The sequence below is a fragment of the Gemmobacter caeni genome, from assembly GCF_003054195.1.
Lineage (GTDB): Bacteria > Pseudomonadota > Alphaproteobacteria > Rhodobacterales > Rhodobacteraceae > Gemmobacter > Gemmobacter caeni.
This window is the reverse complement of record NZ_QBKP01000009.1, coordinates 147,081-171,646: the sequence shown is the minus strand read 5'-3', so window position 1 is coordinate 171,646 and position 24,566 is coordinate 147,081. Positions and strand designations below refer to the sequence as shown.

Genomic DNA, 24,566 nt, shown 5'->3' with positions numbered 1-24,566 from the left:
CCCCGGACTTCTGGTGAAGATGATGGAAGTCGAAACGCCAGCCATCCCGTTGTCGGCCATCGGGCGGGGCCTTGCCCTGCCCCGCGCCATCGAGACCGCCCAGACCCTAACCGCCCGCGCCCTCAGCCACGCCGAGGCGCTTGGTGCGGGCGAGGTGGTGCTAAGCGAGCCGGAATTTCGTCGCGCGCTGCTTTCGCTTGGGTCCGGCTGAGGCCGGGTGACGCGGACATCGTCGCCTGATCAGGCCTGCACATAGAGTGACCCGACCTGCCCCGTTCAGGGTGGGAACGGACTGCCAAAATCCGTATGAAACCCGGTGGGAACTTATTCAGGGCAAGGAGGATTCTGCACGCTTGAATATCTACGCCTCCGGCCCATCGCGGACATTGGCCATAGCCGGAGTCTCTGCAACGCGACATCCGAAAAGCAGACCCTGGGTACTTTCAAATTATTTCGAGTGAGCGCGAAGACCAAAGTTAGTTGCGGACGCGATCAATACAAGTCAAGCTTATTGGATTATTATCTCGAGTCTTTTCCGGCTAGCCGTAAGCCTTAATGCTTTGGAGTTTTTTGCTTTGGCGCCCGCTCTACGAAGAAGGACATAAAACGATGGTGGCGGCTGGTGGCTACATTCTTCGGGTCCCGAAGCAAAGGAGAGAGTTGCTGCTCAACGAAGCCGAACATGGCGGTTCGTTTTATTCGCCGAAACCCTTTGTCTCGGAACCTGTTCCGCGCTTCGACCACAGCCGTCGCGCGCCGCTTGCCGTCTTCGCGTCCTTCGAGGATGGCTTCATCACTCACATCGCCGGCGGACGAAAAGGACAGTCAGCGGGCACAGGCCTCGTCCGGCTGAATCTCGAAGAACTCCAACCGCTGAAGCGGCCCGTGAGCTTCGATGAGATCCTTGCTGGTATCGACATACGCGTTGCCCGGCACGTCAAGCAACGCTTGGAAACAGGCGGCCTGCTCCCACCAAAGTCGCTCGGCGCATTTGTTGATCGTATCACGCAACTCGATGAGACCGTCAGCCCACGCCTTGCGCGCTATTCCGAGCGCCGCGCCCAAGCGCTGCGGCGGCTCGAGCCCCGTGCCCGCGAAAACCTCGCCTACCAGAAGGAAACGCTCGGCCTCGCACTCGAGATTGCTGGCATGTCGCGAGATGACCTTTTGGCGTGGACCCCGACGGACGCTTCACAGCAATCCTTCCTTGATGGACTGCCGGGCGCACAGGTTCGGGAAGATGCTATGCTTTTGTCCGACTTCTCGACCGTGCCGGGCTTTGAAGCTATGGGCGAGACCACCCACTACGGCTCGAAGGTGTTCGCGAGCGAAGAGGATTCGTCGAAGCGGTTGACGGTGATCATGGCCAACCGTCTGCCCCTCGAACAACAGACTGGCGCCGACCTCATCTACTTCAACGAAGCCTACCGCAGCTTCGTGATGGTCCAATACAAGGCGATGGAGAAGCGCGAAGACGAGGTGGAATTTCGTTGGCGGGCGAAGGATCAGTTCTGCGACGAAGTTCAGCGGATGGAAACCCTACTGGCCGAGCTCAGGAAGCTCCCAAGCGGTGAGCACCCTGATGGGTTCCGCTTCTCGGACAATCCGTTTTTCCTAAAGTTCTGTCCGCGCGTCGTCTTCAACCCCGACGACAAGGGACTCTTCAAGGGTATCTATCTGCCTCTCGATTTATGGAAACGAGCGGATGCCGCTGGTCTGTTCAAGGGACCGCGCGGCGGCAAGGTTCTGACCTTCAAGAACGTCGGTCGTCGAATCAACAATTCGGAGTTTGTCGGGCTCGTAGCTGGATCGTGGGTAGGCACGTCGATAGAGCAATCCGCTGTACTCAGCGAGATTGTCCGGCAGGTGCTGGAAACAGGGAAGACCGTCACGATCGCCATCAAGCACACCTCGCCTCCTCACGCGTCCGAAATGGAGGCCGCTGAATGAGCAATACTCAGAAGCTTTCAATTCGCCTACTTCGAGATCGCCTCGCCCCCGCTGACGCAGTGCGCGACGGTGTAGACCTAACACCATGGGACAAGCTGGAAGGCGCACTCATTTCATTGGCAACGCTCGGCGGCGGTGCGCCGAAATGGGCGGGATTTCTCGAACTGTCAGAAGACGAGAAGAAGAAGGTTTTCAACCACACAGCCTTCGGACTCGTGTTCGTCCAGGCGTCAGGGCGCTGGTTCGCCGTGTCTTTTGGCATGGGTCACGTCAAGCTTGATCCTGCGGCGTTCGAGCAGGATTTTGGGCTTCGGGTCGTTCTCAACTCGGTTGACCCGAAGCAGTTAAAAAGCGCGGACGTTCGGACACCGGATGAGAATACCCTTTCCCGCCGTACGCAGACCAGCCGGGGCTCCGATCAGACTGCCTTCGCCATCGACATCGAGCGTGACCTTGTCCGTGGTCTGGCGGGGACGCCCAAGGATGCAGGCTTCGGCTCCTATGTGGCGGGGACCGACGGCCTGACGCTCAACCGAAAGCTTGAGATTGCGGAACTCGCCAAGGCTTGCGCGGACACGTATGCAATCTACCAGAAGACCGACTACAAGACCGACTTCGGATGGATCGACCAGATTCGCCACATCCGCGAGCAAGAATTGATCGACAAGCTGGACGCCAGGCTGGTTGAAGCTTTGGCGAAGGCGGTTGACGAAGGCGAGACCGACGGTATTCACCTCGCGTTTCCGGTCATTTACGACCCTGAGAAATCAAGCCTCATCCGCTACAAGGGTTTTCGCAGCTGGCAGCTTTATGCCGACCTCGACTTGCCCGGTTACCTCGACGCATTGAAGGAGCGCGAGAAAGCCGGCTATTCGGACGAGGACCTCCGCAATCACACCGTCCACGAAGTCGATGATGATGGCCACGACTGTGGTGGGAAGTGGAAGTTGCGGGAATGCATCGTGTTCGAAACAGAACTCGATGGCACGACCTACGTCTTCTCTGGAGGCCGCTGGTACCAGATTGACCAGAACCTCGCCAAAGAGGTACAGGATTTTTTCGACATGACAAGCAAGGTCGACATGCCTGCCGCTGAGGCTGACGAGACAGAAGAGACCTACAACAAGCGTGTCGCCGGTCTGGATGCGGACATGATCTGCTTAGACCGTCGGCTCATCAAGCCAACAGGTGCGGCGAGCAAGATCGAAGCTTGCGACTTTCTCGGCCGTGAGCGTCAACTGATCCACGTTAAGGACAAGACGTCCTCGTCTCGACTCAGTCACCTTTTCAGCCAAGGGACCGTCTCCGCACGTGTCCTCGCGACCGACCCACCGTCGCGCGACAGCGTTCGGAACGAAGTGATCGCAGTCCAGGCTGAAACCGGACAGACCGGCTACCAGGACATCATTCCGAATTCCGGGAATGACTTCACCCGTGGTGATTTCACCGTCGTCTACAGCGTCATTGCTGCATCTGATAAGCCGAAACTCCCCTTCTTCAGCTTGGTGTCGTTCCGCCAGGCTGCGCGCGAATTGCACGCGCTCGGCTACAAATGGGCTTTCGCCTGGATCGAGAAGCCGAAGTCTGGCGCAAAGGCGAAAGCAAAACGATCCAAGAAAGCCGCTGAAGAGGATGCGGAGGTTATAGAATAACCGAAAGACTAAACCCCACCACCCCAAGGCAGTGGGCAAGTAACCTAAGGCCCTCAAGCGCGGTCCTCACACAACATATTCTCAACATGTACTAAATAAATTCTGGTTCTCTTGACGCACTGCAGTCATTCGTGACAAGCGCGGCGAACGTCCTGTGTGGATGGTATATGGACCCCGCCTGATTGCAACGGTCTCCGCAACACCTTCCGCAAGAACACCAGCCGACGCCTGCATCAGCCCAAGACAAAGCTTTCTGGTCGGTGAGCGCAGAGGGCTCGGCCCTCAAGGCAGTGCCGCGGGCCTGGAGACCCTCCTCCTGCCGGCATCGTCAGAGTGGTAGCGCCTCCGGGCATATCTTGCCATCAGGTGGAGATGTAACAGTGCTTAACTAACCAGGGCTACGCCGTACCCACATTCAGCAGCTACCACCCTGAAAGCAGACACGGCATCACAGATCAAGCCGCTCGCGACTGAGGCATACATACGACGCTACGCAGCGATTTCTCCGCTGCGCAATGGGCGGCCCCTTGCAGACCCTATCCCAGAAAACCGATCTCGTTGCTAAACCCATACTTTCAGGTTCGGCAGAATGACTTCATCGCAGAGCCGCCGGAAGGTCAGCACATTCGCGTGTCCGGCGTATTCGGTCTCTTTGGCGTCCATCAGGCTTTCGGGGATCACCAGTTGCACGCCGATGCCTGCCATATCCTGAATGGCATTGCCCGCGATGTTTTCATCGACCGTGGTCAGGTAAAGCCTGCGCTCGCCTTTCTCCCGCTCAACCTGCTTCCAGCGTTCGCGCAGGGTGGTCTTCGCACTCAGGATCAGACCGGTTGCGGCGATGACTTCGCCGCTGCTGATGAAGGCCAGTGAGGGAAGAATGAAGTCGGGGCGCTTCTTCGCCTCGATTACGACCTGTTTTTCAAACGGGATTTTTCCCCCGCTCAGCATCGCTTCAATATGGTGTTCGTAGGAATAGCCCGCCCTCGATTTCCTCTGCTGGCTGGCCGACAGCATCAGCGCGTCGATCCGGGGCAGTTCATTGATCAGCTGCCGGATGATCTCTGCGATGGTCATGTCGCGCGGTGCGTCGCCAAGGGCGATGCGTACCAGTTCGACGGCCCGCTCGCGGCGCTGGAAGTCTCGGAACATATCCCATTCGATACTGCGGCTGATCTCGCGGAGCGCATCACCCGGGCGTTCGATGGCGAAGGGATCGAGGCTGGTCAGTCCGTAGATCTCGAGGTAACGGTCGCGCGCCAGCCCGGCCAGTTCTTCGGTTTTCGGCATGGCAGCACGGGCGAGGCCGAACTCGACGATCGTACCAGCCTTCCAGGCCGCGATCAGTTCTTCCGCGAAATCAAGAACCCGGTCCTGTTCCTTTGCCCTGACCTCAGCGGGTTCAAACTCACCAATCAGGAAATCCGGTGTGATGTCGAGCTGCAGGAGAAGCAGATCCGCTTCCTCGCTGGCGGAATCAATGGTCAGGCATTCGTAGACAGTATCTTCGCCCTGCCGATACCGCCCCATCATCAGGAAAGAAGCCGGCGAGAGATGCTCAAAGCACTCTTTCGGCAGGCGTGTCATATGCGTCTCAGGGCCCTTACTCGTGTAGTGTACGATCCGGGTATGTTTATTGCGCTCATCGCCTGAAGCCTGTGGCCAGAGCGTATCGAACCAGGCCTCCCGGATCGGGGCCGCATCCGGGTCTTTGCGCGGTTTGGCCTCCAGCGGTGGAAAAAACCCGCCCTCGCGCTGTTCCGCCGGAATATAAACCCCGGCCTGGTGCTTATTGGCATAACGCGCCCAGTCACGGTCATTGTTCGAGAGCTTCTTGAGCAATACCCGCTCAGCCCGGCTGAGCAGGTCCGTCAGAAGCCCGGCCTGACCGCCGCCGTCCTCGTCAAAATCGAAAATACCCTGCACGCTCAAATCTGGCCGCCTGTTTCTGTATGCTGACCTTCGATATCCAGCCGTTGGTCGCCAGAACATATCCATAGGGCAAGGGAGTCAATCACCGCCTCCGACGGCAACCTGCCGCGCCCCTTCAGCGCACATTCCCAGACCGTCGCAACACGCCAGCCGGCAACGATCAGCATGTCGATATTCCGGGCGTCCCGCTCGATGTTGCCGGTGATCTTGGCGCGCCAGAAATCCTGCCGTGTTGCAGGCCATCGAAAAAGTGGGCAAGCGTGCCCATGCCAGAAGCAGCCGTTCACAAAGATCACCGCATCATGCTTTGGCAGCACGATGTCTGGTCTACCCGGCAGTTTCCGGTCGTAGAGACGGTAGCGGTAACCAAGCGCATGAAGCCCGCGCCGGATCAGCATTTCCGGTTTGGTATCAGCCCCCTTGATTGCCGCCATGTTTCGGCTGCGGGTCCTGCTGTCGTGAACGTCAGCCAACTTTCTTAAGCGGTTCAGCTCTCGTCAGTGCGAGGATATGTGGTGCCATGACTTTTGCCACCTCGGCAAATACAGGCACGGCCACCGAGTTGCCGAATTGCTTGTAGGCCTGAGTGTCAGACACCGGAATCCGGAAGTCATCGGGGTAGCCCATCAGCCGCGCACATTCACGAGGCGTGAGGCGTCGCGGATTGTTGCCTTCGCCCCGACTGATCAGAATCTCGGAACCGTCTTTGTAATAGCGGGCCGACAACGTGCGCGAGATACTGTCACCATCGACCATGCCAAAGCCGAACCCATTCCCCTTGGCCTTATGCTTTGCAGCATAGCCTTGCAGATAGGCCCAAAGTTTGTCGGTCAGGGTGTATTTATCGCTGACCACAGCATCCGGCCCAACGGTGAAATGCCCCTCGGGCTGCTCCGTGCCATTTTCAGGGTGCAGAACATGGCGCATCCGCCTGGTCCCGTAAGTCGGAAGATGCACGTCATCGAAGCTGAACCCGGTCGCTTCACGGAAGCCGACCATCACAATCCGTTCGCGATGTTGCGGCACGAAATGCCCGGCATCAATGATCCGGGTCTCCAGTGTGTAACCGAGTTCCTCGGTCAGCTTGCGGCGGATCACCTCGAAGGTGCGGCCCTTATCGTGGCTTTTCAGATTCTTGACGTTCTCCAGCATGAAGGCCGCAGGACGGTGGTGCATGAGGATGCGCAGCACATCGAAGAACAGCGTTCCCTGGGTCTCATCGTCAAAGCCATGCGCGCGGCCGAGTGCGTTCTTCTTGGACACCCCGGCGATCGAGAAGGGCTGGCAGGGAAAGCCCGCAACCAACACGTCATGCGCGGGGATGTCTTCGGCGTCTACCTCCCGGATGTCGCCCACCGGAAGCCGGTTGTCAGGAAAGTTCGCCATATAGGTCTGCTGGGCGTATTTGTCCCATTCAGAGGTGAAGATGCAGCGCCCACCCGCGCTCTCCATTGCCCGCCGCAGGCCGCCTATCCCCGCGAACAGGTCGATGAACGTAAAGGTCTTTTCCGCATCGCCTGCATCGCGCCGCCGCTCGATCTCCATGTTCAGAAGACGGATCACGCTGTCGCGGGGGATCTCCTCACCGCGTTTCCAGCGATAGATGTGGCCTTCTGAATAGCCAAGCACGCGCGCGGCCTCGGGCACAGAGTATCCGGCTTGTGCCAGAAGTGTGGAAAAGTCAGCCTGCATGTGCCGATGCACCTCTGGGAATTTTTCTGACACAATGTCTATATAAGTCACCTTAATCAAGAACGAACGACGAAACATGATGGCTTTTTTCGCCTATCCGGTAAGCCAGCTTTTTCGCTCAGGACGCTGTCCGGCTGACATGCGGCGGACCCTTGGCTCTACGTCCGGCCGCTGGGCCTATTGACTGCCGTCCGACCGTTCCTCGCCACGTTAAGGGTGTGACGAAAGGCGGCGCGAAATCTGCTGCGGCAGCCAGAAAATCTGCATGAAAGACACGCTAAGGATCGCACGATTCTCAGGATATCAATAGATGATAGTGGCTGAGTCCGCTTCATGTTTCCGGCGTTTCGATATGTTCTCCCTCATCCCTCCTGGCGACCAGCAGAGATCAGATCGCGGCTTCCGTCACTGTCCGGTTTTCAGGGAGAACCTCGGGGAGTTTCAGCGACGAGCACAGCAAGCTCTTGCTTCGGACCTTGATCCGATTTGCGAACAGGACCCCTCTTCCGTTTCGTCTGGCATTGCTCGCAGAGCTCGCAAGTCTTCCGAACGAGGCAACTGAGCCTTGCAGCCAATATGCGCTGGTGTGGCTGAATGGCATGCCTGACCCAAAGCTGGCTTACAGGCGCCAGGCCTGAAAAACCGACCAGCATAACGTCTTGGAATTTACAGATAATGGCGCACCCAGCACGATTCGAACGTGCGACCTTTGCCTTCGGAGGGCAACGCTCTATCCAGCTGAGCTATGGGTGCGTTGCGGCCTGAATAGACCAAGCCGCAGGGGCGCGCAACACGGAATCAGGCGAAAAGTTCGTGGCAGAGTTCCAGCGCCTCGACCAGCCGGTCGACCTCTGCCTCGGTGTTGTAAAGCGCGAATGAGGCGCGGCAGGTGGCGCCCACGCCCATATGCTCCAGGAGCGGCATGGCGCAATGGGTACCGGCACGCACGGCAACACCCTTCTTGTCCAGCACGGTCGAGATGTCATGCGCATGGGCCGGGCCTTGCAGCGTGAAGGAGAAGATCGCGCCCTTCCCCGCTGAATTCCCCTGCACGTTCAGCCAGTTGAGACCGGCGAGCCGCGACCGCGCATAATCGCGCAACCGGCGTTCGTGCGCAGCGACATTCTCCATCCCCAGCGTCATCAGGTAATCCAGCGCCACGCCCAGCCCGATCTGCTGCACGATACCGGGCGTGCCTGCCTCGAATTTCATCGGCGGGTCGGCATAGGTTACCGCATCGCGTGTCACTTCGCGGATCATGTCACCGCCGCCGAGGAAGGGGCGCATCTCAGCCAGACGCTCGCGCCGGATATAGATCGCGCCGGAGCCGGACGGGCCATAGAGCTTGTGCCCGGTGATGGCATAGAAATCACAGCCCATCGCCTGCACATCGACCGGCATATGCACCGCGCCCTGACTGCCATCGACCAGCACCGGCACGCCCTTCTCGCGCGCGCCCCGGCAGATCGCGGCCACATCAACCACAGTGCCCAGCACATTAGACATCTGCGTCACCGCCACCAGACGGGTGCGAGGGCCGATGGCGTCGATCACCGCCTGCGGGTCCAGATCGCCGTTGGCGTCACATTCCACCCATTTGAGCACCACGCCCTGCCGTTCCCGCAGGAAATGCCAGGGCACGATATTGGCGTGATGCTCCATGATGGACAGCACGATCTCGTCACCGGGCTGGAGCCGTGGCGCAGCCCAGGCGTAGGAAACGAGATTGATTGCCTCGGTCGTGCCGGAGGCGAAGACGATTTCCTCTTCGTCTCCCGCGTTCAGAAAGCGGGCGATGGTACCGCGCACGGCTTCGTACTTTTCAGTCGCAAGGTTCGAAAGGTAATGCAAGCCACGGTGAACATTGGCATATTCCATGGAATAGGCCCGCGTCACCGCGTCGATCACGCATTGCGGCTTCTGCGCGGAAGCGCCGTTGTCCAGATAGACCAGCGGCTTGCCGTTCACCTCGCGCCCGAGGATCGGGAAATCCGCGCGCACCTTCGCCACATCGAACATGCTCATGCCCCTTGTTCCACCACGCTCAGTCCCATGATCCACTGGAACAGAAAACCGGCGAAAGCCACCAGCCCGGTGGCGGTCAGTTGCGGACCCGGCCCGATCATTCCGGCGACCAGCCCCACCAGCAGCACCAGCGGCGTGACAGTGACCAGCGCCCAGAACAGCGCCAGCCGTGCGCCATACCAGCTGCCGCGCCCGCCGCTCAGACGCCCCACCAGACGGCTCGCTGCCGCCAGCAGGTAAAACACCGGGATCGTCGCCAGCAGCCCCAGCCCCACAGCCAGCAATTGCGCCGACAGCGGCTTGTCCGGGTTCATTACGGTTTCGCGCGCCGCAACCGGATATTGCGCGATGAAGGCGATCAGCAGAAAGACGAACAGCAGGCTGAAGGCGAAAGGCTCGGACACGCCGCGTTCCAGATGACGGCGCAGCACCGTGCGGGGGCGCCGCCAGCTTTCGACGATATCCGAGGTGACCGCCATCTTACTGCCCGTGCCGCGCCAGCCAGCTTTCCAGACGGGCACGAATATCTTCGGCCAGTCCTTCGTCCTCGATCTCCTGAATGGCTTCCGCGAGGAAGGCCAGCACCAGAAGCGATTGTGCCTGACGCAGCGGGACCCCGCGCGAGCGCAGGTAGTAAAGCGCCGTCTCGTCAATCGCGCCCGAGGTGGACCCGTGCGAGCATTTCACGTCATCGGCGTAGATTTCCAGCTCGGGCTTGGCAAGGAACTGCGAATGGTCATCCAGCAGCAGACTTTGGGAAATCTGATATCCGTCCGTCTTTTGCGCGCCGGGCTTCACAAGGATCTTGCCCTGGAACACGCCGACGGCGCCATTCTTCAGCACCTTCTTGAACACCTGACGGCTTTCACAGCGTTCTGCCGCATGAGTCACGAACACCGTGTCGTCATGGTGGAAGTCGCCATCGCCGACCGCGGCCCCCGCCACATGCGCCACCGCATCATCGCCGGTCAGTTCGATCACCGCCTCGTTGCGCGTCAGCACGCCATTGGCGGTCAGCGTGAAACTCTTGAACAGCGATTCCCGACCCAGACGGGCAAAGATATGCGTCACGGCGCGCCGTTCGTGATCACGGCCCTGGGTACGGATATGGTGGAAACGGGCGCCATCGGCGACCTCAACTTCCAGCACTTTGTTAAAGCGCGCGGCGGCCGGGCCGTTTTCCAGCAGAGTCAGCTCGGCGCCTTCCTCCAGCTTCACACAATGATGAAGCATCGCATCGGAAGTTTCTGATTTATGCAGATAAATCAGGGAAACAGGCTTGACGGCCCTGCCGGTAACGCGGATCAGAACGCCTTCTGTAGCCGCAGCGGAATTCAGCGCTGCCAGCGGGCGTTGCACCGGGGTCTGACCCCGTGCCTCCAGCACACCATACAGCGACTGCGCCCAGTGGATATCCGCCGTCTGGCGGCTGAGCAGTTCAACCCCAGCCGCTTCCAGATCGTCGGATTGCGCCGGATCGAAGACACCGTCAACAAAGACAACCTTCACCCGGTCGAACCCGGTAAAGGCCATCGGCTCGTCCTTCGGGTCGAACAACGAAGCCTTGGGCGCGTCTGCCTGCACCAGCGACGACGGATCGGTATAACGCCAGTACTCATCCCGCCTACCGGGCAGGCCCATGGCGCGCAGCCGCGCCAGCGCTTCGGCCCGCGCGGCCCCGGCCCATCCGCCCTGCGGCAGCGCCAGCGCGGAAAGCCGCGCCTCCGCCGCGTCGCGTTTCGCCTCTGCGACCGCCATCACAGCACCTCGGCCAGAATGTCGGCGTAACCGTTGTTCTCGACTTCCAGGGCCAGTTCCGGCCCGCCTGTCTTCACGATGCGGCCATCCGCCATGATGTGCACGACGTCAGGTTTGATATGGTCAAGAAGCCGTTGATAATGCGTGATAACAAGGAATGCACGGCCTTCGCTGCGCAGCGCGTTCACACCGTCGGCCACCAGTTTCATCGCATCGACGTCGAGACCGGAGTCAGTCTCGTCCAGAATGCACATCTTGGGCTCCAGCATGGCCATCTGGAGGATCTCGTTCCGCTTCTTCTCACCGCCAGAGAAGCCCACGTTGACCGGGCGCTTCATCATCTCGGCGTCGATCTTCAGTGCCTTGGCCTTTTCGCGCACGACTTTCAGAAACTCGCCCGCGCTCATTTCCTCTTGCCCGCGCGACTTGCGCTGCGCGTTCACAGCGGTGCGCAGGAAGGTCATGTTGCCAACGCCCGGAATTTCCACCGGATACTGGAAGGCAAGGAACAGGCCGGCGGCGGCGCGTTCTTCGGGCTCCATCTCCAGCAGTTCCACCCCGTCCAGCGTGGCGGAGCCGTCGGTGACCTCATAGCCGTCGCGGCCCGAGAGCACATAGCTCAGCGTCGATTTGCCCGAGCCGTTCGGACCCATGATCGCGTGGACCTTGCCCGCCTCGACCCTGAGGTTCACGCCCTTGAGGATAACCTTGTCATCCTCTTCAAGTTTGACGTGCAGATTGTTGATTTCCAGCATGATTTTCCTCAGTCGACAGTCACGGCGGTGCCCGAGATCGACACCATGAGCATGGAATTCCCGACCACTTCGTAGTCCAGATCCACGCCGACAACGGCATTGGCGCCCATTGCACGGGCGCGGTCTTTCAATTCTTTCGTGGCCTCTTCGCGGGCATCGGCCAGCTTGCTTTCATAGGCGCCCGAGCGTCCGCCAATCACATCGGTGATCGAGGCAAAGAGATCACGCACGATATTGGCGCCCATGATGACCTCGCCGACCACCAGCCCGTGATAGGCGGTGATGCGGTGGCCTTCGATGGTTGGGGTCGTCGTGACGATCATCCGACCGAGCCTTCCAGTGAGATCGCCACGAGGCTTTGCGCCTCCATGGCGAATTCCATCGGCAGCGCTTGCAGCACTTCCTTGCAGAAGCCGTTCACCACCAGCGCCACGGCCTCCTCTTCGTCCATCCCGCGTGAACGGCAGTAGAAGAGCTGGTCGTCATCAACCTTCGAGGTGGTCGCCTCATGCTCCACCCGCGAGGAATTATTCTTCACCTCGATATAGGGCACGGTATGCGCACCACATTTATCCCCGATCAGCAGGCTGTCGCATTGCGTATAGTTCCGCGAATTCAATGCCTTCGGGTGCATACTTACCAGTCCGCGGTAAGTATTCTGCGCGCGCCCCGCCGAAATCCCCTTCGACACGATGCGGGATTTGGTGTTCTTGCCCAGATGCACCATCTTGGTGCCGGTATCGGCCTGCTGGGCATTGTTGGCGATGGCGATGGAGTAGAACTCGCCCTGGCTGTCATCGCCGCGCAGGATGCAGGACGGGTATTTCCAGGTGATCGCGCTGCCGGTTTCCACCTGCGTCCACATCACCTTGGAGCGTGCACCCCGGCAATCGGCGCGTTTGGTCACGAAGTTGTAGATGCCACCCCGGCCTTCCTCGTCACCCGGATACCAGTTCTGGACGGTGGAATATTTCACCTCGGCATCGTCCAGCACCACAATCTCCACCACCGCAGCATGAAGCTGGTGGGTATCGCGCTTCGGGGCGGTGCAGCCTTCCAGATAGCTGACATAGGCGCCCTTGTCGGCGATGATCAGCGTGCGTTCGAATTGCCCGGTGTTTTCCGCGTTGATGCGGAAATAGGTCGACAGTTCCATCGGGCAGCGCACGCCCTCGGGGATGTAGACAAACGACCCGTCCGAGAAGACGGCACAGTTCAGCGTGGCAAAGAAGTTATCCGACTGCGGCACCACCGTGCCAAGGTATTTCTTCACCAGTTCCGGGTATTCGCGGATCGCTTCAGAGATCGAGCAGAAGATGACGCCCGCCTTCTTCAGCTCTTCCTTGAAGGTCGTGCCCACGGAAACGCTGTCAAACACCGCGTCCACCGCGACCTTGCGCGGCTCGTCGGCACCTTCAACACCGGCCAGAAGCATCTGTTCCTTCAACGGAATCCCCAGCTTCTCATAGGTCGCCAGCAGCTTCGGATCGACCTCATCCAGAGACTTCGGTTTCACCGCCATGCTCTTCGGCTTGGCGTAGTAATACTGATCCTGATAGTCGATTTCCGGGTAGTTCAGCATGGCCCAGCGAGGTTCTTCCATCTGGAGCCAGCGGCGATAAGCGGCCAGACGCCATTCCAGCATCCATTCCGGTTCGCCGTTCTTTTCGCTGATGAGGCGCACGATATCCTCGTTCAGCCCCTTCGGCGCATATTCAGTCTCGATGCTGGTTTCCCAGCCGTATTTGTATTTGCCGGCCATGGCCTGCACGGTTTCGATCGTCTCGCGGTCGACGCCGTCGCGCACTTCGATCTGGTCTTCGGTTTCCAGTGCCGTCATGGCCTTATCCCTCTTGCGCCCGCTTGCGGGCCTTGCGGTATTGCGCTGTCCAGGCATCGGCAAAGCGCAACACATCTTCTTCCGTCGTCTCGGGGCCGATCGACACGCGCAGCGCCGAGGCGGCGGCGGTCTCGTCAAACCCCATGGCGCGCAGTACCCGGCTGGCCCGAACCTTGCCCGAGGAACAGGCCGAGCCCGCCGAAACGGCGAAACCAACCAGATCCATCTGCATCACCTGCGTCTCGCCCTTCCAGCCGGGGGTGACGAGGCACAGGGTGTTCGGAAGTCGAACACTTCCTTTCCCGACAGAAATAGTCTCATTCTCTGCGGCTGACAATGCTGACTCTAGAATATTTCTAAATTCAGCCACCCGCTCCCAGACCCCGTCCGCAAGATCCCGCGCGGCGGCTTCGGCGGCGGCAGCGAATCCTGCAATGCCGATCAGGTTCTCGGTTCCGGCGCGGCGACCCATCTCCTGCCCGCCGCCCTTCAGCTGCGCCGGAACATCCAGCCCGCGCCGCAGGATCAGCGCGCCGATTCCCTTTGGCCCGCCGTGTTTATGGGCCGAGACGATGCCCATGTCGCAGCCCAGCCAGTTGAAGGCGAAGGGCAGCTTGCCAAAAGCCTGCGTCAGGTCGGAGACCGCCAGCCCCTCGGGCAGCGCCTGCACGATGCCGGTTTCGGAATTGGCATATTGCAGTGCGGTTTTCGTCGGGTCGGTCACTGTCACCTGCCCCGCCGCATCGACCGCCAGATCGGGGGTGCACCAGGCGCTGATGGCTTCGTGTTCAATGTCGCCGCAATGCAGGTCACGCCCGGCACAGGCCAGCGCCGCCGCCTCGGTCGCGCCCGAGGTGAACACGATGTCGGCGCCATCGGCCCCGAGCGCGGCGGCGATCTGCCCGCGCGCGCGTTCCAGCAGCGATTTCGCCGCCCGCCCCTCGGCATGGACGGAGGAGGGGTTGCCCACCAGATCCATCGCCGCGATCATCGCCGCCCGCGCCTCAGGGCGCAGCGGCGTGGTCGCGTTCCAGTCGAGATAGGCGCGCGGTTTCATTCCAGCACCGGAAGCTTGCCCACATCGAAACCGGGGCCGGGCAGCAGCTCCACCCCCGCTTTCGACATCCGCACCTCCAGCCCCGCCGCCATCAGCGCGGTTTTCAGCGCATCGACGGGGGCGAAGTTCTTGGTCTCCATCGCCTCTGCCCGCAGCCCGGCCAGACGGTTCACCCAAGGCGCAAGATCCACCCCGGCCTCGTCCCAGCCACCGAGTTCCGGCAACAGCAGGCCCAGAAGCTGCGCCGAGGCGAGCAGCCCCGCGGCATCGCCCTCACCCGCCAGACGGTGCAATTCGGCAAGCGCGCCCGCGGTGTTCAGATCGCCCGCCAACGCCGCCACCACCGCATCGGCCACCTGCCCCGGCTGCGCGCCTTTCGTCAGCGCCCGCCATTTGCGCAGCGTGCCTTCGGCCTGCGTCGCCTTCTCATGCGTCCAGTCCATCGGCCGCGCGTAATGCGTGCCGAGATAAACAAACCGGATCACCTCGCCCGGATAGCCCTGATCCAGCAGGTCGCGGACGGTAAAGAAATTGCCGAGCGATTTCGACATCTTCTTGCCCTCGACCTGAAGCATCTCGTTATGCATCCAGATATTCGCGAACTGGCCGGAATGGTTGGCGCAGCAGCTTTGCGCGATTTCATTCTCGTGGTGCGGGAATTGCAGGTCGATGCCGCCGCCGTGGATGTCAAAGGTCTCGCCCAGAAGCGCCTTGCTCATGGCCGAGCATTCGATATGCCAGCCGGGGCGACCCCGGCCCCACGGGCTGTCCCAGCCCGGCAGCGTATCATCCGAGGGCTTCCACAGCACGAAATCCATCGGATCGCGCTTGTAGGGGGCCACCTCGACCCGGGCGCCGGCGATCATGTCATCGACTGACCGACCCGAGAGCTTGCCGTAATCGGCATAGCTGCGCACGTCGAACAGAACATGACCCTCGGCGGCATAGGCATGGCCCCGGTCGATCAGGTCCGAAATCATGGCGATCATCGCGCCGATATATTCGGTCGCGCGCGGCTCATGCGTCGGGCGCAGGGCGCCAAGCGCATCCATATCGGCGTGATACCAGCCGATCGTTTCATCCGTGATGTCGCGGATCGGGCGGCCGGTCTGGGCGGCCTTGGCGTTGATCTTGTCATCGACGTCGGTGAAGTTGCGCACATATGTGACGTGCTCCGCGCCGTAGATATGGCGCAGCAGGCGGAACAGCGTGTCGAACACCACCACGGGCCGGGCATTGCCGATATGGGCACGGTCATAGACGGTCGGCCCACAGACATACATGCGCACCTTGCCGGGGATCAGCGGCACCAGATCTTCGGTCTGGCGGGTGCGGGTGTTGTGCAGGCGGATCGTCGTGGTCATGTCGCTCTCCCTTTGGGATGGCGCCGACTTACCGCTTTCGCGGCGGCTTGGAAACCTTGATCCGCATGCGAAAGGGCGGCGGATCGCCCCGCCGCCCCCTGCCTTGCCCGGACGGGCAATCAGAAGCGATAGTTGACCCGCAGCGCCGCGGTCGTCGCATCGGGGTCAAGCCCGGTTCCGTCAAAATTGTCGAAGCGATGGGCCAGAACCTCGCCGCCGACGGTCCATTGGTCGTTGACCTGATAATCCACGCCGATCCCGCCGAAATAGCCGGTGTCAGAGGTATTGGTGCCGCCGATATCGCCCTTGGCATAGGCTGCGCCCGCCGTCGCATAAACCAGCGTGCGACCAAAATCATAACCCGCCTGAAGCTTCAGATGGGCCAGCGTATCAACCTTGCCGCCCCCGGCGGAGGGTTTGATATTGGTGCCAGACACATCGGCCTCGACGCCCAGAACGGTGGTGCCCAGATCCCAGCGATAACCCAGTTGCGCGCCCCCGAAGGCGCCATCGGCATTGGGGTCATTCACATCGGCATAGCCAAGGTGCGCACCGGCGTAGGCGCCGCCCCAATTGCCATCGGCGCGCACCGGCGCGACCGGCACGGGAGCGGTTACCACGGGTTCCGGGGCGGGGGTTGCAAGCCCACCCGCAAAGGCAGGCGCGGCAAGCGTCAGCGGGGCCAGAACAGCCAGGGCAAAGCGTTTCATCGGTCTTTCTCCTTACCATCACGGCGGTCTTTGTCGCCGCGTCGGGCCAGAGATGGCGCCTGACGAAACTGAACTCAATAGTTCATCACGGCACCTTGAAGCGCCGCGATTGCCTGCGATCACCCGGCCTTTTCTTCCAGTTCCAGCCATTCCTCCTCGGCCGCAGCCAGCGCCTGCTGCCGTTCAGCCAGCATGTCCGAGGCCTTGCGGAACTTCACCGGCTCTTTGGTGAAGAGGTCCGGCGTTGCCAGCAATTCACCCAGCTTGCCGATTTCATGTTCCAGCCGCTCGATGACATTGGGCAGTTCATCCAGACGCTTGCGTTCGGTGAAGCTGAGGCCCTCGGCCTTCTTCGGCGCGGGGTCGGGCCTTGCGGCAATGGCGGGCTTCGGCGCGGCAGCCTTTGGCGCAGGCGCATCAACCGGGCGCTGGCTCTGATAATCGCTCCAGCCGCCGGCATAGACGGTTGCCCTGCCCTCGCCTTCCATCGCGATGGTCGTTGTCGCCACCCGGTCGATGAAATCACGGTCATGGCTGACCAGCAGCACGGTGCCGTCATATTCGCCGAGGATGTCCTGCAACAGATCAAGCGTTTCGACATCCAGATCGTTGGTCGGTTCGTCAAGGATCAGCAGATTCGATTCCTGCGCCATGAGCTTGGCCAGCAGAAGCCGCGCTTTTTCGCCACCCGACAGCGACTTGACCGCCGCGCGGGCCTGCAATTCGCTGAACAGGAAATCCTTGAGATAGCCCACAACATGCTTGGGCGTGCCGCGCACCATCACCTGATCCGACGCGCCGGAAACCGCCATCAGCGGATCGCCGGTCAGGTTTTCCCAAAGGCTCGCATCCGGGTCCAGCCGCGCGCGGGTCTGGTCGAACACGGCAATTTGCAGGTTGGTGCCCAGCGTCACCGTACCCGCATCCGGCGTTTCCTGCCCGATCAGCATTTTCAGCAGCGTGGTCTTGCCGATGCCGTTCGGCCCGACAAAGGCCACCCGGTCACCGCGCAGCACACGCAGGTCGAAATCACGGATGATCTGCTTGTCGCCATAGGCCTTGCTCAGCCCCCTAGCCTCGATCACCTTCTTGCCCGAGGTCGGGCCGCTGTCCAGATCCAGTGCGGCGGTGCCCTGACGGCGGATCATCGCGGCGCGCTGCGCCCGCAGGTCTTGCAGCGCACGCACCCGGCCCATGTTGCGCTTGCGGCGGGCGCTGATGCCCTCCACCGCCCATTTGGCCTCGTGCTTGATCTTGCGCTCCAGCTTGTGCCGGGCGTCATCCTCCTCGGCCCAGATCTGCTCGCGCCATTCCTCGAATCCCTCGAATCCCTGTTCGCGCCGCCGCACCTCGCCCCGGTCGACCCAAAGAGTCGCGCGGGTCAGCGCGCGCAGGAAGGCACGGTCGTGGCTGATCAGCACGAAGGCAGTGCGGGTTTCGGAAAGCTCGCGCTCAAGCCACTGGATCGCCTGAATGTCCAGATGGTTGGTCGGCTCGTCCAGCAGCATGAGTTCCGGCGCCTCGGCCATGAGCTTAGCCAAAGCCGCACGGCGACGTTCTCCGCCCGAGGCACTGGAAACCGGCGTATCGGGGCGGAATTTCAGCCCCTCGGCCACCACATCGACCTTGTAGCTTTCATCCGCAGGCAGGCCGCTCGCGGCATAATCGCCCAGCGCGGCATAGGCCGAAAGATCGGGGTCCTGTTCCATGTAGCCGACGCTGACGCCGGGGGGCACGGTGCGCAGCCCCTGATCGGGTTCGACCAGCCCCGCCATGATTTTCATGAGCGTGGATTTGCCCGAGCCGTTGCGCCCGACCAGTGCCACCCGGTCGCCCGGTTGCACAGTCAGGTCGAGCCCGTCAAATAAGGGATTGCCACCAAAGGTGAGCGAGATGCCGGAAAGCTGAAGAAGGGGTGCGCGTGCCATGATAGGCGGCAGGTAAAGGCGCCGGGGCCGCAGGTCAAGCCGCTCCGGGTTCCGGGCTCGCGACCATGCGCAGGGCACGGGCGCGGGCCTCGGGAATCGCGCGGATCTCGACGCCGGTAAAGACGTGCAGGGTGCCAAGCTGATCGTCCACTACGGCGTGATCCGAAACCCAGCCCCCCATCGACAGATAGGTGCGCAACAAGGGCGGCATGGTCAGCATGCCGCGCTTGCGGTCAGGTTCGCGCCCCGCCAAAGCTTTGGCAAAGCGGAATACCCGCGGCGCCTTGACCCGCGGCAACCAGCGGCGCGGCGCCAGATGGCCTGCGCGCAGCAGGGTGAAAGCCTCGGCATGGCGGTCGGCATCGGTGCCGAGGAACGAGGCACAGCCGAACAGCAGTTCCGCCCCCATCGCATCGACGATCCGGGTCATCGCCCCCCAGGCAAGACGCAGGATGTCCGGGTCACGGTGACCGGGCGCGATGCAGAAGCGCCCCATTTCCACCATCGGGCCGGGAAAGCTGTGCAAGGGGCGCAGGTCATAGAACTGCGCTGAATAGCTGCGCCCGATCTCGGCCCCGCCCGTCAGCGGCAGCAGGCGGTAGCAGCAGACCAGCGCGCCGGTTTCCGTATCCTCGACCAGAACATGCAGGCAATCGGCATCGTGGCGGTCGGTATCCAGCCCGGTCGCAGCGGGGCCGCGAAAGCACATCTGCCGCAGGGCCTGCGCGCGCTGCACATCCCCCGCCTCCTGCGCCACCCGCGCCACCAGACGACCTTTGCGCAACGGCTGCACCCCGACCTCCCGCCCGTCTGCCGGGCCTTGCGCGCCCGGTTTGCCACAAGCCTGCGACGGGCCGATGACGGCCCGCGCTATTGTTGCAGGAACTGATCGGCGCGGAACCGACCCAGATTGCCCATGATCTGCCGCAGGAAGCCGATTCCCTTGATATTGCTTTCGGTCACACGCCGCGACAGCACCACGACCTCGCCGCGATCCAGACCGAACCGCTCGACATTGCGCACGACGCCGCCCTGATCGAAGGTGATCGACACGACCTGACGGTCGATTTCCTGCGGCTCCTGCGCGCCATAGTGGCGCCAGCGGCTCTGGACATAGAACCAGCCCTCGTCGTTCAGCAGACCCTCAGCCGAAGGACGGCCAAGTTTTTCCGCCACGCTGTCACGGTTGTCGGCGCCCACCTGCACCTCGGCCAGTTCGTCGTCCGTCGGCACATACCCGTGGTTGCGATAGACCGGCGCACAGGCCGCCATGGCCCCCGCGACCAGTGCCCCCGCGAGCCAGAGCCCGATCCGCCGCATGCTGCTGCCTGCCGAAGCCATGTTCTCTCCCGTCCCTTCCGGGCGCCCCTTGCCTTTGACCGGCATGGGACTTATCCCGGATCGCATCAGATGCCGCGCTTCCGGCATGACGCCCGGCCGGCTTGCCTTCCGGCTTACAGAAGGTCGGGCCGCTGTTCAAGAATGGAACGCGCGCCCCGCCTTGCGGAGACACCAATGACCGAACCGACCACCCCTGCCCTGAGCCACCCGCTGCGCATCGCCGCCCTCGCGGCGCGCAAACCCACGCGGTTCAGGCTGGAACCCGACGCCGACACCCGCGCCGCCGTGGCGCAGGCGCTGGAAATCACCGCCGTCCCGGAACTGACCTTCCGGGGTGAGCTGCGGCCGGTGGGGCGTCGCGACTGGGAACTGGTGGCAGAGCTTGCTGCCGTGGTGGAACAGCCCTGCTGCGTCACACTTGTTCCCGTCATCACCGAAATCCGCGAGGAGGTCCGGCGCCGCTATCTGGCCGAGATGCCCGTGCCCGAAGGGGACGAGGTGGAAATGCCCGAGGATGACACGCAGGAACCGCTGCCAGAGATCGTCGACCCCGGCGTGGTGGCACTGGAGGCGCTGGCGCTGGCGTTGCCGATGTATCCGCGCGCGCCCGATGTCGAGCTAGGCGAGGCAGTTTTCGCGGCACCCGGAGTAAAACCGCTGCGCGACGAGGATTTGCGCCCCTTTGCCGGTCTGGCAGGGCTTGCGGAAAAGCTCGGAAAAGGCGATACGACACCCGAGTGACGCGAACCCGGAACGGATGCAGAAAAGACTTGCACCCGGCCAGAATTCGACTATGTTCCGCGCCTCGCAAACACCGTGAAAAGCCGCCGTGCCAGAGGGTCGGAAATTGGCTTTTCCCAGAACAGAATCAGGGGCTTGTCCCCTCACTAACCCGAGGTTGAGACATGGCTGTCCCTCAGAACCGAGTCACCCGTTCGCGCCGCAACATGCGTCGCTCGCATGACGCTCTCGTCGCCGGCAACCCGTCGGAATGCCCGAACTGCGGCGAACTGAAGCGTCCGCACCACGTTTGCGGCGCCTGCGGCCACTACGACTCGCGTGAAGTCGTGGCTGTGACCACCGAAGTCGACGTGGACGAGGACGCGGCGTAAGCCGCTTCCCCTCCCCGGCCGACCATGACGACGAACGGAAGCGAACGTCCGGCGCAGGCTCAGCAGCGCACGATCATTTCGGTAGACGCCATGGGCGGGGATCGCGGACCGGCAGCGGTTGTTGCCGGTCTTGTTGATTCTGCGCGTGCCGATGCCGACCTGGCCTTTCTACTGCACGGTGACGAGGCGGTGCTGCGTCCGCTGGTCTCGCAACATGCCGAGATCGCGGATCGCTGCGAGATTCGCCATGCCCCGCGTGTGGTGACAATGGAAGACAAGCCCAGCCAGGTGATGCGCCATGGCGCGGGCACCTCGATGTGGTCCACCATCGACAGCGTGAAGGATGGCGAGGCCGCTGTTGCGGTCAGTTGCGGCAATACCGGCGCGCTGATGGCGGTCAGCATGATCCGGCTGCGCAAGCTGCCGGGGGTGAACCGGCCGGCCATTGCCTGTCTCTGGCCCTCGCGCAACCCCGGCGGGTTCAATGTGATGCTGGACGTTGGTGCCGACATCAAGGCCGAGGCCGAAGATCTTCTGCAATATGCCACCATGGGCGCGGCCTACGCGCGCAACGGGCTGCATCTGCGGCGCCCGCGTGTCGGTCTGCTGAACGTCGGCACCGAGGAACACAAGGGCCGGGCAGAACTGAAGCTGGCACATGACCGGATGCTCGCCGCGCAGGATGCTGCGGAGTTCGATTTCGTGGGATTCGTCGAAGGCGGCGACATTCCGTCAAACCGTGTCGATGTCATCGTGACCGACGGGTTCACCGGCAATATCGCCCTTAAAACCGGCGAAGGCACCGCGAAGCTGTCCTCCGATTTCATGCGCGAGGCTTTTGCCTCGGGTATTCTGTCGAAGCTGGGGGCGCTGCTGGCGCTGGGGGCGCTGAAGCGCCTGCAAAAGCGGATCGACCCGCGCCGGGTGAACGGCGGGGTATTTCTTGGCCTGAACGGCACTGTGGTGAAAAGCCACGGCGGCGCCGATGCGACCGGCGTTTCCGCCGCGATCCGTCTGGCAGCGCAGCTGGCACGTTCGGGCTTTGTCGACCGGCTGGCGGCCCGGGTTGCATCCGCCGGACGCGCGGGGCAGGATGCCGCCGTCGAAGGAGGCGGGCAGGAATGACAATCAGGGCCGTGGTCAAGGGCGTCGGGCATTATCTGCCCGAGCGGGTGGTTCAGAATGCCGAATTCGAGAAAACCATCGACACGTCAGACGAATGGATTCGCTCCCGTTCCGGAATCGAGCGGCGGCATTTCGCGGCCGAGGGTCAGACGACCTCGGACCTTGCCGCCCGCGCGGCCGGGGCGGCTTTGGCCAATGCCGGGCTGACGGTCGACGATATTGACGCGATTGTTGTCGCCACCTCGACCGCCGATCTGACCTTCCCCTCCGCCGCCACCATGGTGCAGGCACGCCTGGGGATGACGCGCGGTTTCGCCTATGACGTCCAGGCGGTCTGTGCCGGTTTCGTTTATGCGCTGGCCAATGCCAATGCGCTGATCGTCTCGGGCCAGGTGCGCCGGGCGCTGGTGATCGGGGCCGAGACCTTTTCCCGCCTGATGGACTGGACCGACCGGGGCACCTGCGTGCTGTTCGGTGACGGCGCGGGCGCGCTGGTGCTTGAGGCGCATGACGGGTCCGGCACCCCTGCCGACAGGGGCATCCTGTCGGTCGACCTCAATTCCGACGGGCGGCATCGCGATATACTGTATGTCGATGGCGGGGTGTCGACCGGCACCACCGGCCATCTGCGCATGCAGGGCAAGGAAGTGTTCCGCCACGCGGTCGAAAAGCTGGCCGAAACCGCCCATACCGCGCTGGAGAAGATCGGGCTCAGCGGTGAGGATGTGGACTGGATCGTGCCGCATCAGGCCAATATCCGCATCATCGAGGCCACGGCCAAGCGGATGCAGGTGCCGATGGACCGTGTGGTCGTGACCGTGCAGGACCACGGCAATACCTCGGCCGCTTCGATCCCGCTCGCGCTGTCAGTCGGCGTGACGCGCGGGCAGATCAAACCCGGCGATCTGGTTGTGACCGAGGCGATCGGCGGCGGTCTGGCCTGGGGTTCGGTCGTCCTGCGCTGGTGATTGTTCGCAACCTGCGCAGGATACCGCCATATTGCCCCGGATTGGCCCCGGGAACGCCATCTGAACTTGCCCGCACAAGTGGTTGATATTGACTCGAAAACCCAATGCCCTCAATCTTCCTGAAAACCCGGGGGGGATTTGGGAATGAGTGAAAAGACTCTGACGCGCATGGATCTGAGCGAAGCCGTCTTCCGCGAGGTGGGGCTGTCGCGCAATGAATCCGCCGAACTGGTGGAAACCGTGATCCAGCATGTCTCGGATGCGCTGGTACGCGGCGAGACGGTCAAGATTTCGTCCTTCGGCACCTTCTCGGTGCGCGACAAGTCGGCCCGCATGGGCCGCAATCCCAAGACCGGCGATGAAGTGCCGATCAGCCCGCGCCGCGTGCTGACCTTCCGTCCGTCGCATCTGATGAAAGAGCGTGTCGCCAGCGGCACGAAAGGCTGACAGGGGCCTGGGGCATGGAGAAATCGCCCGATGCCTTCCGCACCATCAGCGAAGTGGCCGATCAGCTGGAAACCCCGGCCCATGTGCTGCGGTTCTGGGAAAGCCGCTTTCCGCAGATCAAGCCGGTGAAGCGTGCCGGGGGGCGGCGGTATTACCGCCCCACCGATGTCGCGCTGCTGCAAGGCATCCGCAAACTTCTGCACGACGAAGGCATGACGATTCGCGGTGTGCAGAAAATTCTGCGCGAGCAAGGCGTTCGCCATGTTGCGAGCCTGTCGGGCACGGATGTTTCCGACGATCTGGAGGCTTTTGACGCGGCCCTGGATGCGACCGATGATGCCCCGCCTGTCGCCGAGGTCGTGTCTTTGCACGACTGGCAGGAAATCGCGGCCATCTCCACCGAAATGGCCGCCGCCGCCCGCGCCGCGCCGAAAGCGCCACCGCCCGCCGAGGCCGCGGCACCCGATGATCCCGAGATGACGACGGCGGTGGACATGCCCAGACAGCCAGATGACCAGCCCTCGCTTTTCGATTTCGGGGAGGTGCCCGACGAGGGGGACGAAACCGCCGCACCGGCTGAAAACCTGATGGCCGAAGCGGCAGAGACGGACCCCGGCCCGACCGAAGACACAGCCGCGGCGGAGCCCGACGATTCTACCAGGGCCGAATCGTCCGGGGCCAGCGCCAATGCCGGGGCGGCGCCACCTGCCCCGCCGCCCGAATCGGACCCGGTCTGGCTTCCGGCGATTCTGCGGAGCCTGACGCCAGAAGCCCGCATGGCCAGCGCGGCCGCACTGACCACTGCACAACCGCGTCTGCAAGCACTTCAGGCGCGGCTGGAGGCGATCCGCCGGACGCGGCGCGGATAAATTGCCACGATGCGATTTGGCGCTTGCCCCCGCCGGAATTA

Annotated in this window: 24 protein-coding genes and 1 tRNA gene; 9 read left to right on the top strand and 16 right to left on the bottom strand. The window is 62.3% G+C overall.

The window, feature by feature from the left end; translation table 11 throughout:
* Window positions 1-13: 13 nt before the first annotated feature.
* The 3 genes from C8N34_RS15210 to C8N34_RS15200 all read left to right on the top strand — a co-directional run bounded on the left by C8N34_RS15210 (window position 14) and on the right by C8N34_RS15200 (window position 3,602).
* Entirely contained in the window at window positions 14-211 is a 198-nt protein-coding gene (locus tag C8N34_RS15210) for a hypothetical protein (RefSeq protein ID WP_242013802.1), read from the top strand.
* 398 nt (window positions 212-609) lie between these two features.
* A complete protein-coding gene (locus C8N34_RS15205; protein WP_108129507.1) occupies window positions 610-1,950 on the top strand; it encodes a hypothetical protein in 1,341 nt (446 codons plus the stop codon).
* A complete protein-coding gene (locus C8N34_RS15200; RefSeq protein ID WP_108129506.1) occupies window positions 1,947-3,602 on the top strand; it encodes a DUF6119 family protein in 1,656 nt (551 codons plus the stop codon). Before C8N34_RS15205 ends, C8N34_RS15200 begins: the two co-directional genes overlap by 4 nt.
* A 561-nt stretch (window positions 3,603-4,163) precedes the next feature.
* Here the strand turns inward: C8N34_RS15200 and C8N34_RS15195 are convergent.
* The 16 genes from C8N34_RS15195 to C8N34_RS15120 all read right to left on the bottom strand — a co-directional run bounded on the left by C8N34_RS15195 (window position 4,164) and on the right by C8N34_RS15120 (window position 20,004).
* Complete coding sequence (locus C8N34_RS15195; protein ID WP_108129505.1) at window positions 4,164-5,600, bottom strand: type II restriction endonuclease; 1,437 nt, start codon at window positions 5,598-5,600, stop codon at window positions 4,164-4,166.
* Window positions 5,531-5,968 (bottom strand): very short patch repair endonuclease, encoded by a 438-nt coding sequence (locus C8N34_RS15190; RefSeq protein ID WP_277878234.1) that lies wholly within the window; start codon window positions 5,966-5,968, stop codon window positions 5,531-5,533. Before C8N34_RS15190 ends, C8N34_RS15195 begins: the two co-directional genes overlap by 70 nt.
* A gap of 31 nt (window positions 5,969-5,999) precedes the next feature.
* On the bottom strand, window positions 6,000-7,304 hold the full coding sequence (dcm, locus tag C8N34_RS15185) for a DNA (cytosine-5-)-methyltransferase (protein ID WP_229825659.1): 1,305 nt from the start codon (window positions 7,302-7,304) through the stop codon (window positions 6,000-6,002).
* 598 nt (window positions 7,305-7,902) lie between these two features.
* Window positions 7,903-7,979 (bottom strand) — tRNA-Arg (locus C8N34_RS15180).
* A 45-nt stretch (window positions 7,980-8,024) separates the two neighbouring features.
* Window positions 8,025-9,245, bottom strand: coding sequence for a cysteine desulfurase (locus C8N34_RS15175; RefSeq protein WP_108129503.1), 1,221 nt, complete (start codon window positions 9,243-9,245; stop codon window positions 8,025-8,027).
* Between the two features lie 2 nt (window positions 9,246-9,247).
* On the bottom strand, window positions 9,248-9,730 hold the full coding sequence (locus tag C8N34_RS15170; protein ID WP_108129502.1) for a YIP1 family protein: 483 nt from the start codon (window positions 9,728-9,730) through the stop codon (window positions 9,248-9,250).
* Between the two features lies 1 nt (window position 9,731).
* Window positions 9,732-11,009, bottom strand: a complete 1,278-nt coding sequence (gene sufD, locus C8N34_RS15165) for a Fe-S cluster assembly protein SufD (protein ID WP_108129501.1) — start codon at window positions 11,007-11,009, stop codon at window positions 9,732-9,734.
* The gene (gene sufC, locus C8N34_RS15160; protein WP_108129500.1) at window positions 11,009-11,764 is read right to left on the bottom strand and encodes a Fe-S cluster assembly ATPase SufC; all 756 of its coding nucleotides are present in this window, start codon (window positions 11,762-11,764) and stop codon (window positions 11,009-11,011) included. The genes sufD and sufC overlap by 1 nt, the downstream gene beginning before the upstream one ends.
* An 8-nt stretch (window positions 11,765-11,772) precedes the next feature.
* Complete coding sequence (locus C8N34_RS15155; RefSeq protein ID WP_054303654.1) at window positions 11,773-12,087, bottom strand: heavy metal-binding domain-containing protein; 315 nt, start codon at window positions 12,085-12,087, stop codon at window positions 11,773-11,775.
* Window positions 12,084-13,604, bottom strand: a complete 1,521-nt coding sequence (gene sufB, locus C8N34_RS15150; protein WP_108129499.1) for a Fe-S cluster assembly protein SufB — start codon at window positions 13,602-13,604, stop codon at window positions 12,084-12,086. Before sufB ends, C8N34_RS15155 begins: the two co-directional genes overlap by 4 nt.
* A 4-nt stretch (window positions 13,605-13,608) precedes the next feature.
* On the bottom strand, window positions 13,609-14,661 hold the full coding sequence (locus C8N34_RS15145) for a cysteine desulfurase family protein (protein WP_108129498.1): 1,053 nt from the start codon (window positions 14,659-14,661) through the stop codon (window positions 13,609-13,611).
* Window positions 14,658-16,025: a cysteine--tRNA ligase gene (cysS, locus tag C8N34_RS15140; RefSeq protein WP_108129497.1), complete on the bottom strand. Its 1,368-nt coding sequence runs from the start codon at window positions 16,023-16,025 to the stop codon at window positions 14,658-14,660. Before cysS ends, C8N34_RS15145 begins: the two co-directional genes overlap by 4 nt.
* Window positions 16,026-16,144: 119 nt before the next feature.
* A complete protein-coding gene (locus tag C8N34_RS15135) occupies window positions 16,145-16,735 on the bottom strand; it encodes an outer membrane protein (RefSeq protein ID WP_108129496.1) in 591 nt (196 codons plus the stop codon).
* Window positions 16,736-16,854: 119 nt separating this feature from the next.
* Window positions 16,855-18,663, bottom strand: a complete 1,809-nt coding sequence (locus C8N34_RS15130) for an ABC-F family ATP-binding cassette domain-containing protein (RefSeq protein ID WP_108129495.1) — start codon at window positions 18,661-18,663, stop codon at window positions 16,855-16,857.
* A gap of 34 nt (window positions 18,664-18,697) precedes the next feature.
* Window positions 18,698-19,456: a GNAT family N-acetyltransferase gene (locus C8N34_RS15125; protein WP_108129494.1), complete on the bottom strand. Its 759-nt coding sequence runs from the start codon at window positions 19,454-19,456 to the stop codon at window positions 18,698-18,700.
* A 77-nt stretch (window positions 19,457-19,533) separates the two neighbouring features.
* Window positions 19,534-20,004 carry an outer membrane protein assembly factor BamE gene (locus C8N34_RS15120; RefSeq protein WP_054303724.1) on the bottom strand — a complete coding sequence of 157 codons (471 nt, stop codon included), beginning with the start codon at window positions 20,002-20,004 and terminating at the stop codon, window positions 19,534-19,536.
* A gap of 174 nt (window positions 20,005-20,178) precedes the next feature.
* Between C8N34_RS15120 and C8N34_RS15115 the strand changes: the two genes are divergently transcribed.
* The 6 genes from C8N34_RS15115 (at window position 20,179) to C8N34_RS26895 (ending at window position 24,525) form a co-directional block, all read left to right on the top strand.
* On the top strand, window positions 20,179-20,745 hold the full coding sequence (locus C8N34_RS15115; RefSeq protein WP_108129493.1) for a YceD family protein: 567 nt from the start codon (window positions 20,179-20,181) through the stop codon (window positions 20,743-20,745).
* 164 nt (window positions 20,746-20,909) lie between these two features.
* Entirely contained in the window at window positions 20,910-21,116 is a 207-nt protein-coding gene (rpmF, locus tag C8N34_RS15110; protein ID WP_082401027.1) for a 50S ribosomal protein L32, read from the top strand.
* A gap of 24 nt (window positions 21,117-21,140) precedes the next feature.
* Window positions 21,141-22,241, top strand: coding sequence for a phosphate acyltransferase PlsX (gene plsX / locus C8N34_RS15105; protein WP_054303662.1), 1,101 nt, complete (start codon window positions 21,141-21,143; stop codon window positions 22,239-22,241).
* Window positions 22,238-23,209 (top strand): beta-ketoacyl-ACP synthase III, encoded by a 972-nt coding sequence (locus tag C8N34_RS15100; RefSeq protein WP_108129492.1) that lies wholly within the window; start codon window positions 22,238-22,240, stop codon window positions 23,207-23,209. The genes plsX and C8N34_RS15100 overlap by 4 nt, the downstream gene beginning before the upstream one ends.
* Window positions 23,210-23,353: 144 nt before the next feature.
* Complete coding sequence (ihfA, locus tag C8N34_RS15095; protein WP_082401028.1) at window positions 23,354-23,656, top strand: integration host factor subunit alpha; 303 nt, start codon at window positions 23,354-23,356, stop codon at window positions 23,654-23,656.
* 14 nt (window positions 23,657-23,670) lie between these two features.
* Window positions 23,671-24,525, top strand: a complete 855-nt coding sequence (locus C8N34_RS26895) for a MerR family transcriptional regulator (protein WP_242013803.1) — start codon at window positions 23,671-23,673, stop codon at window positions 24,523-24,525.
* The last annotated feature ends 41 nt before the right edge of the window (window positions 24,526-24,566 follow it).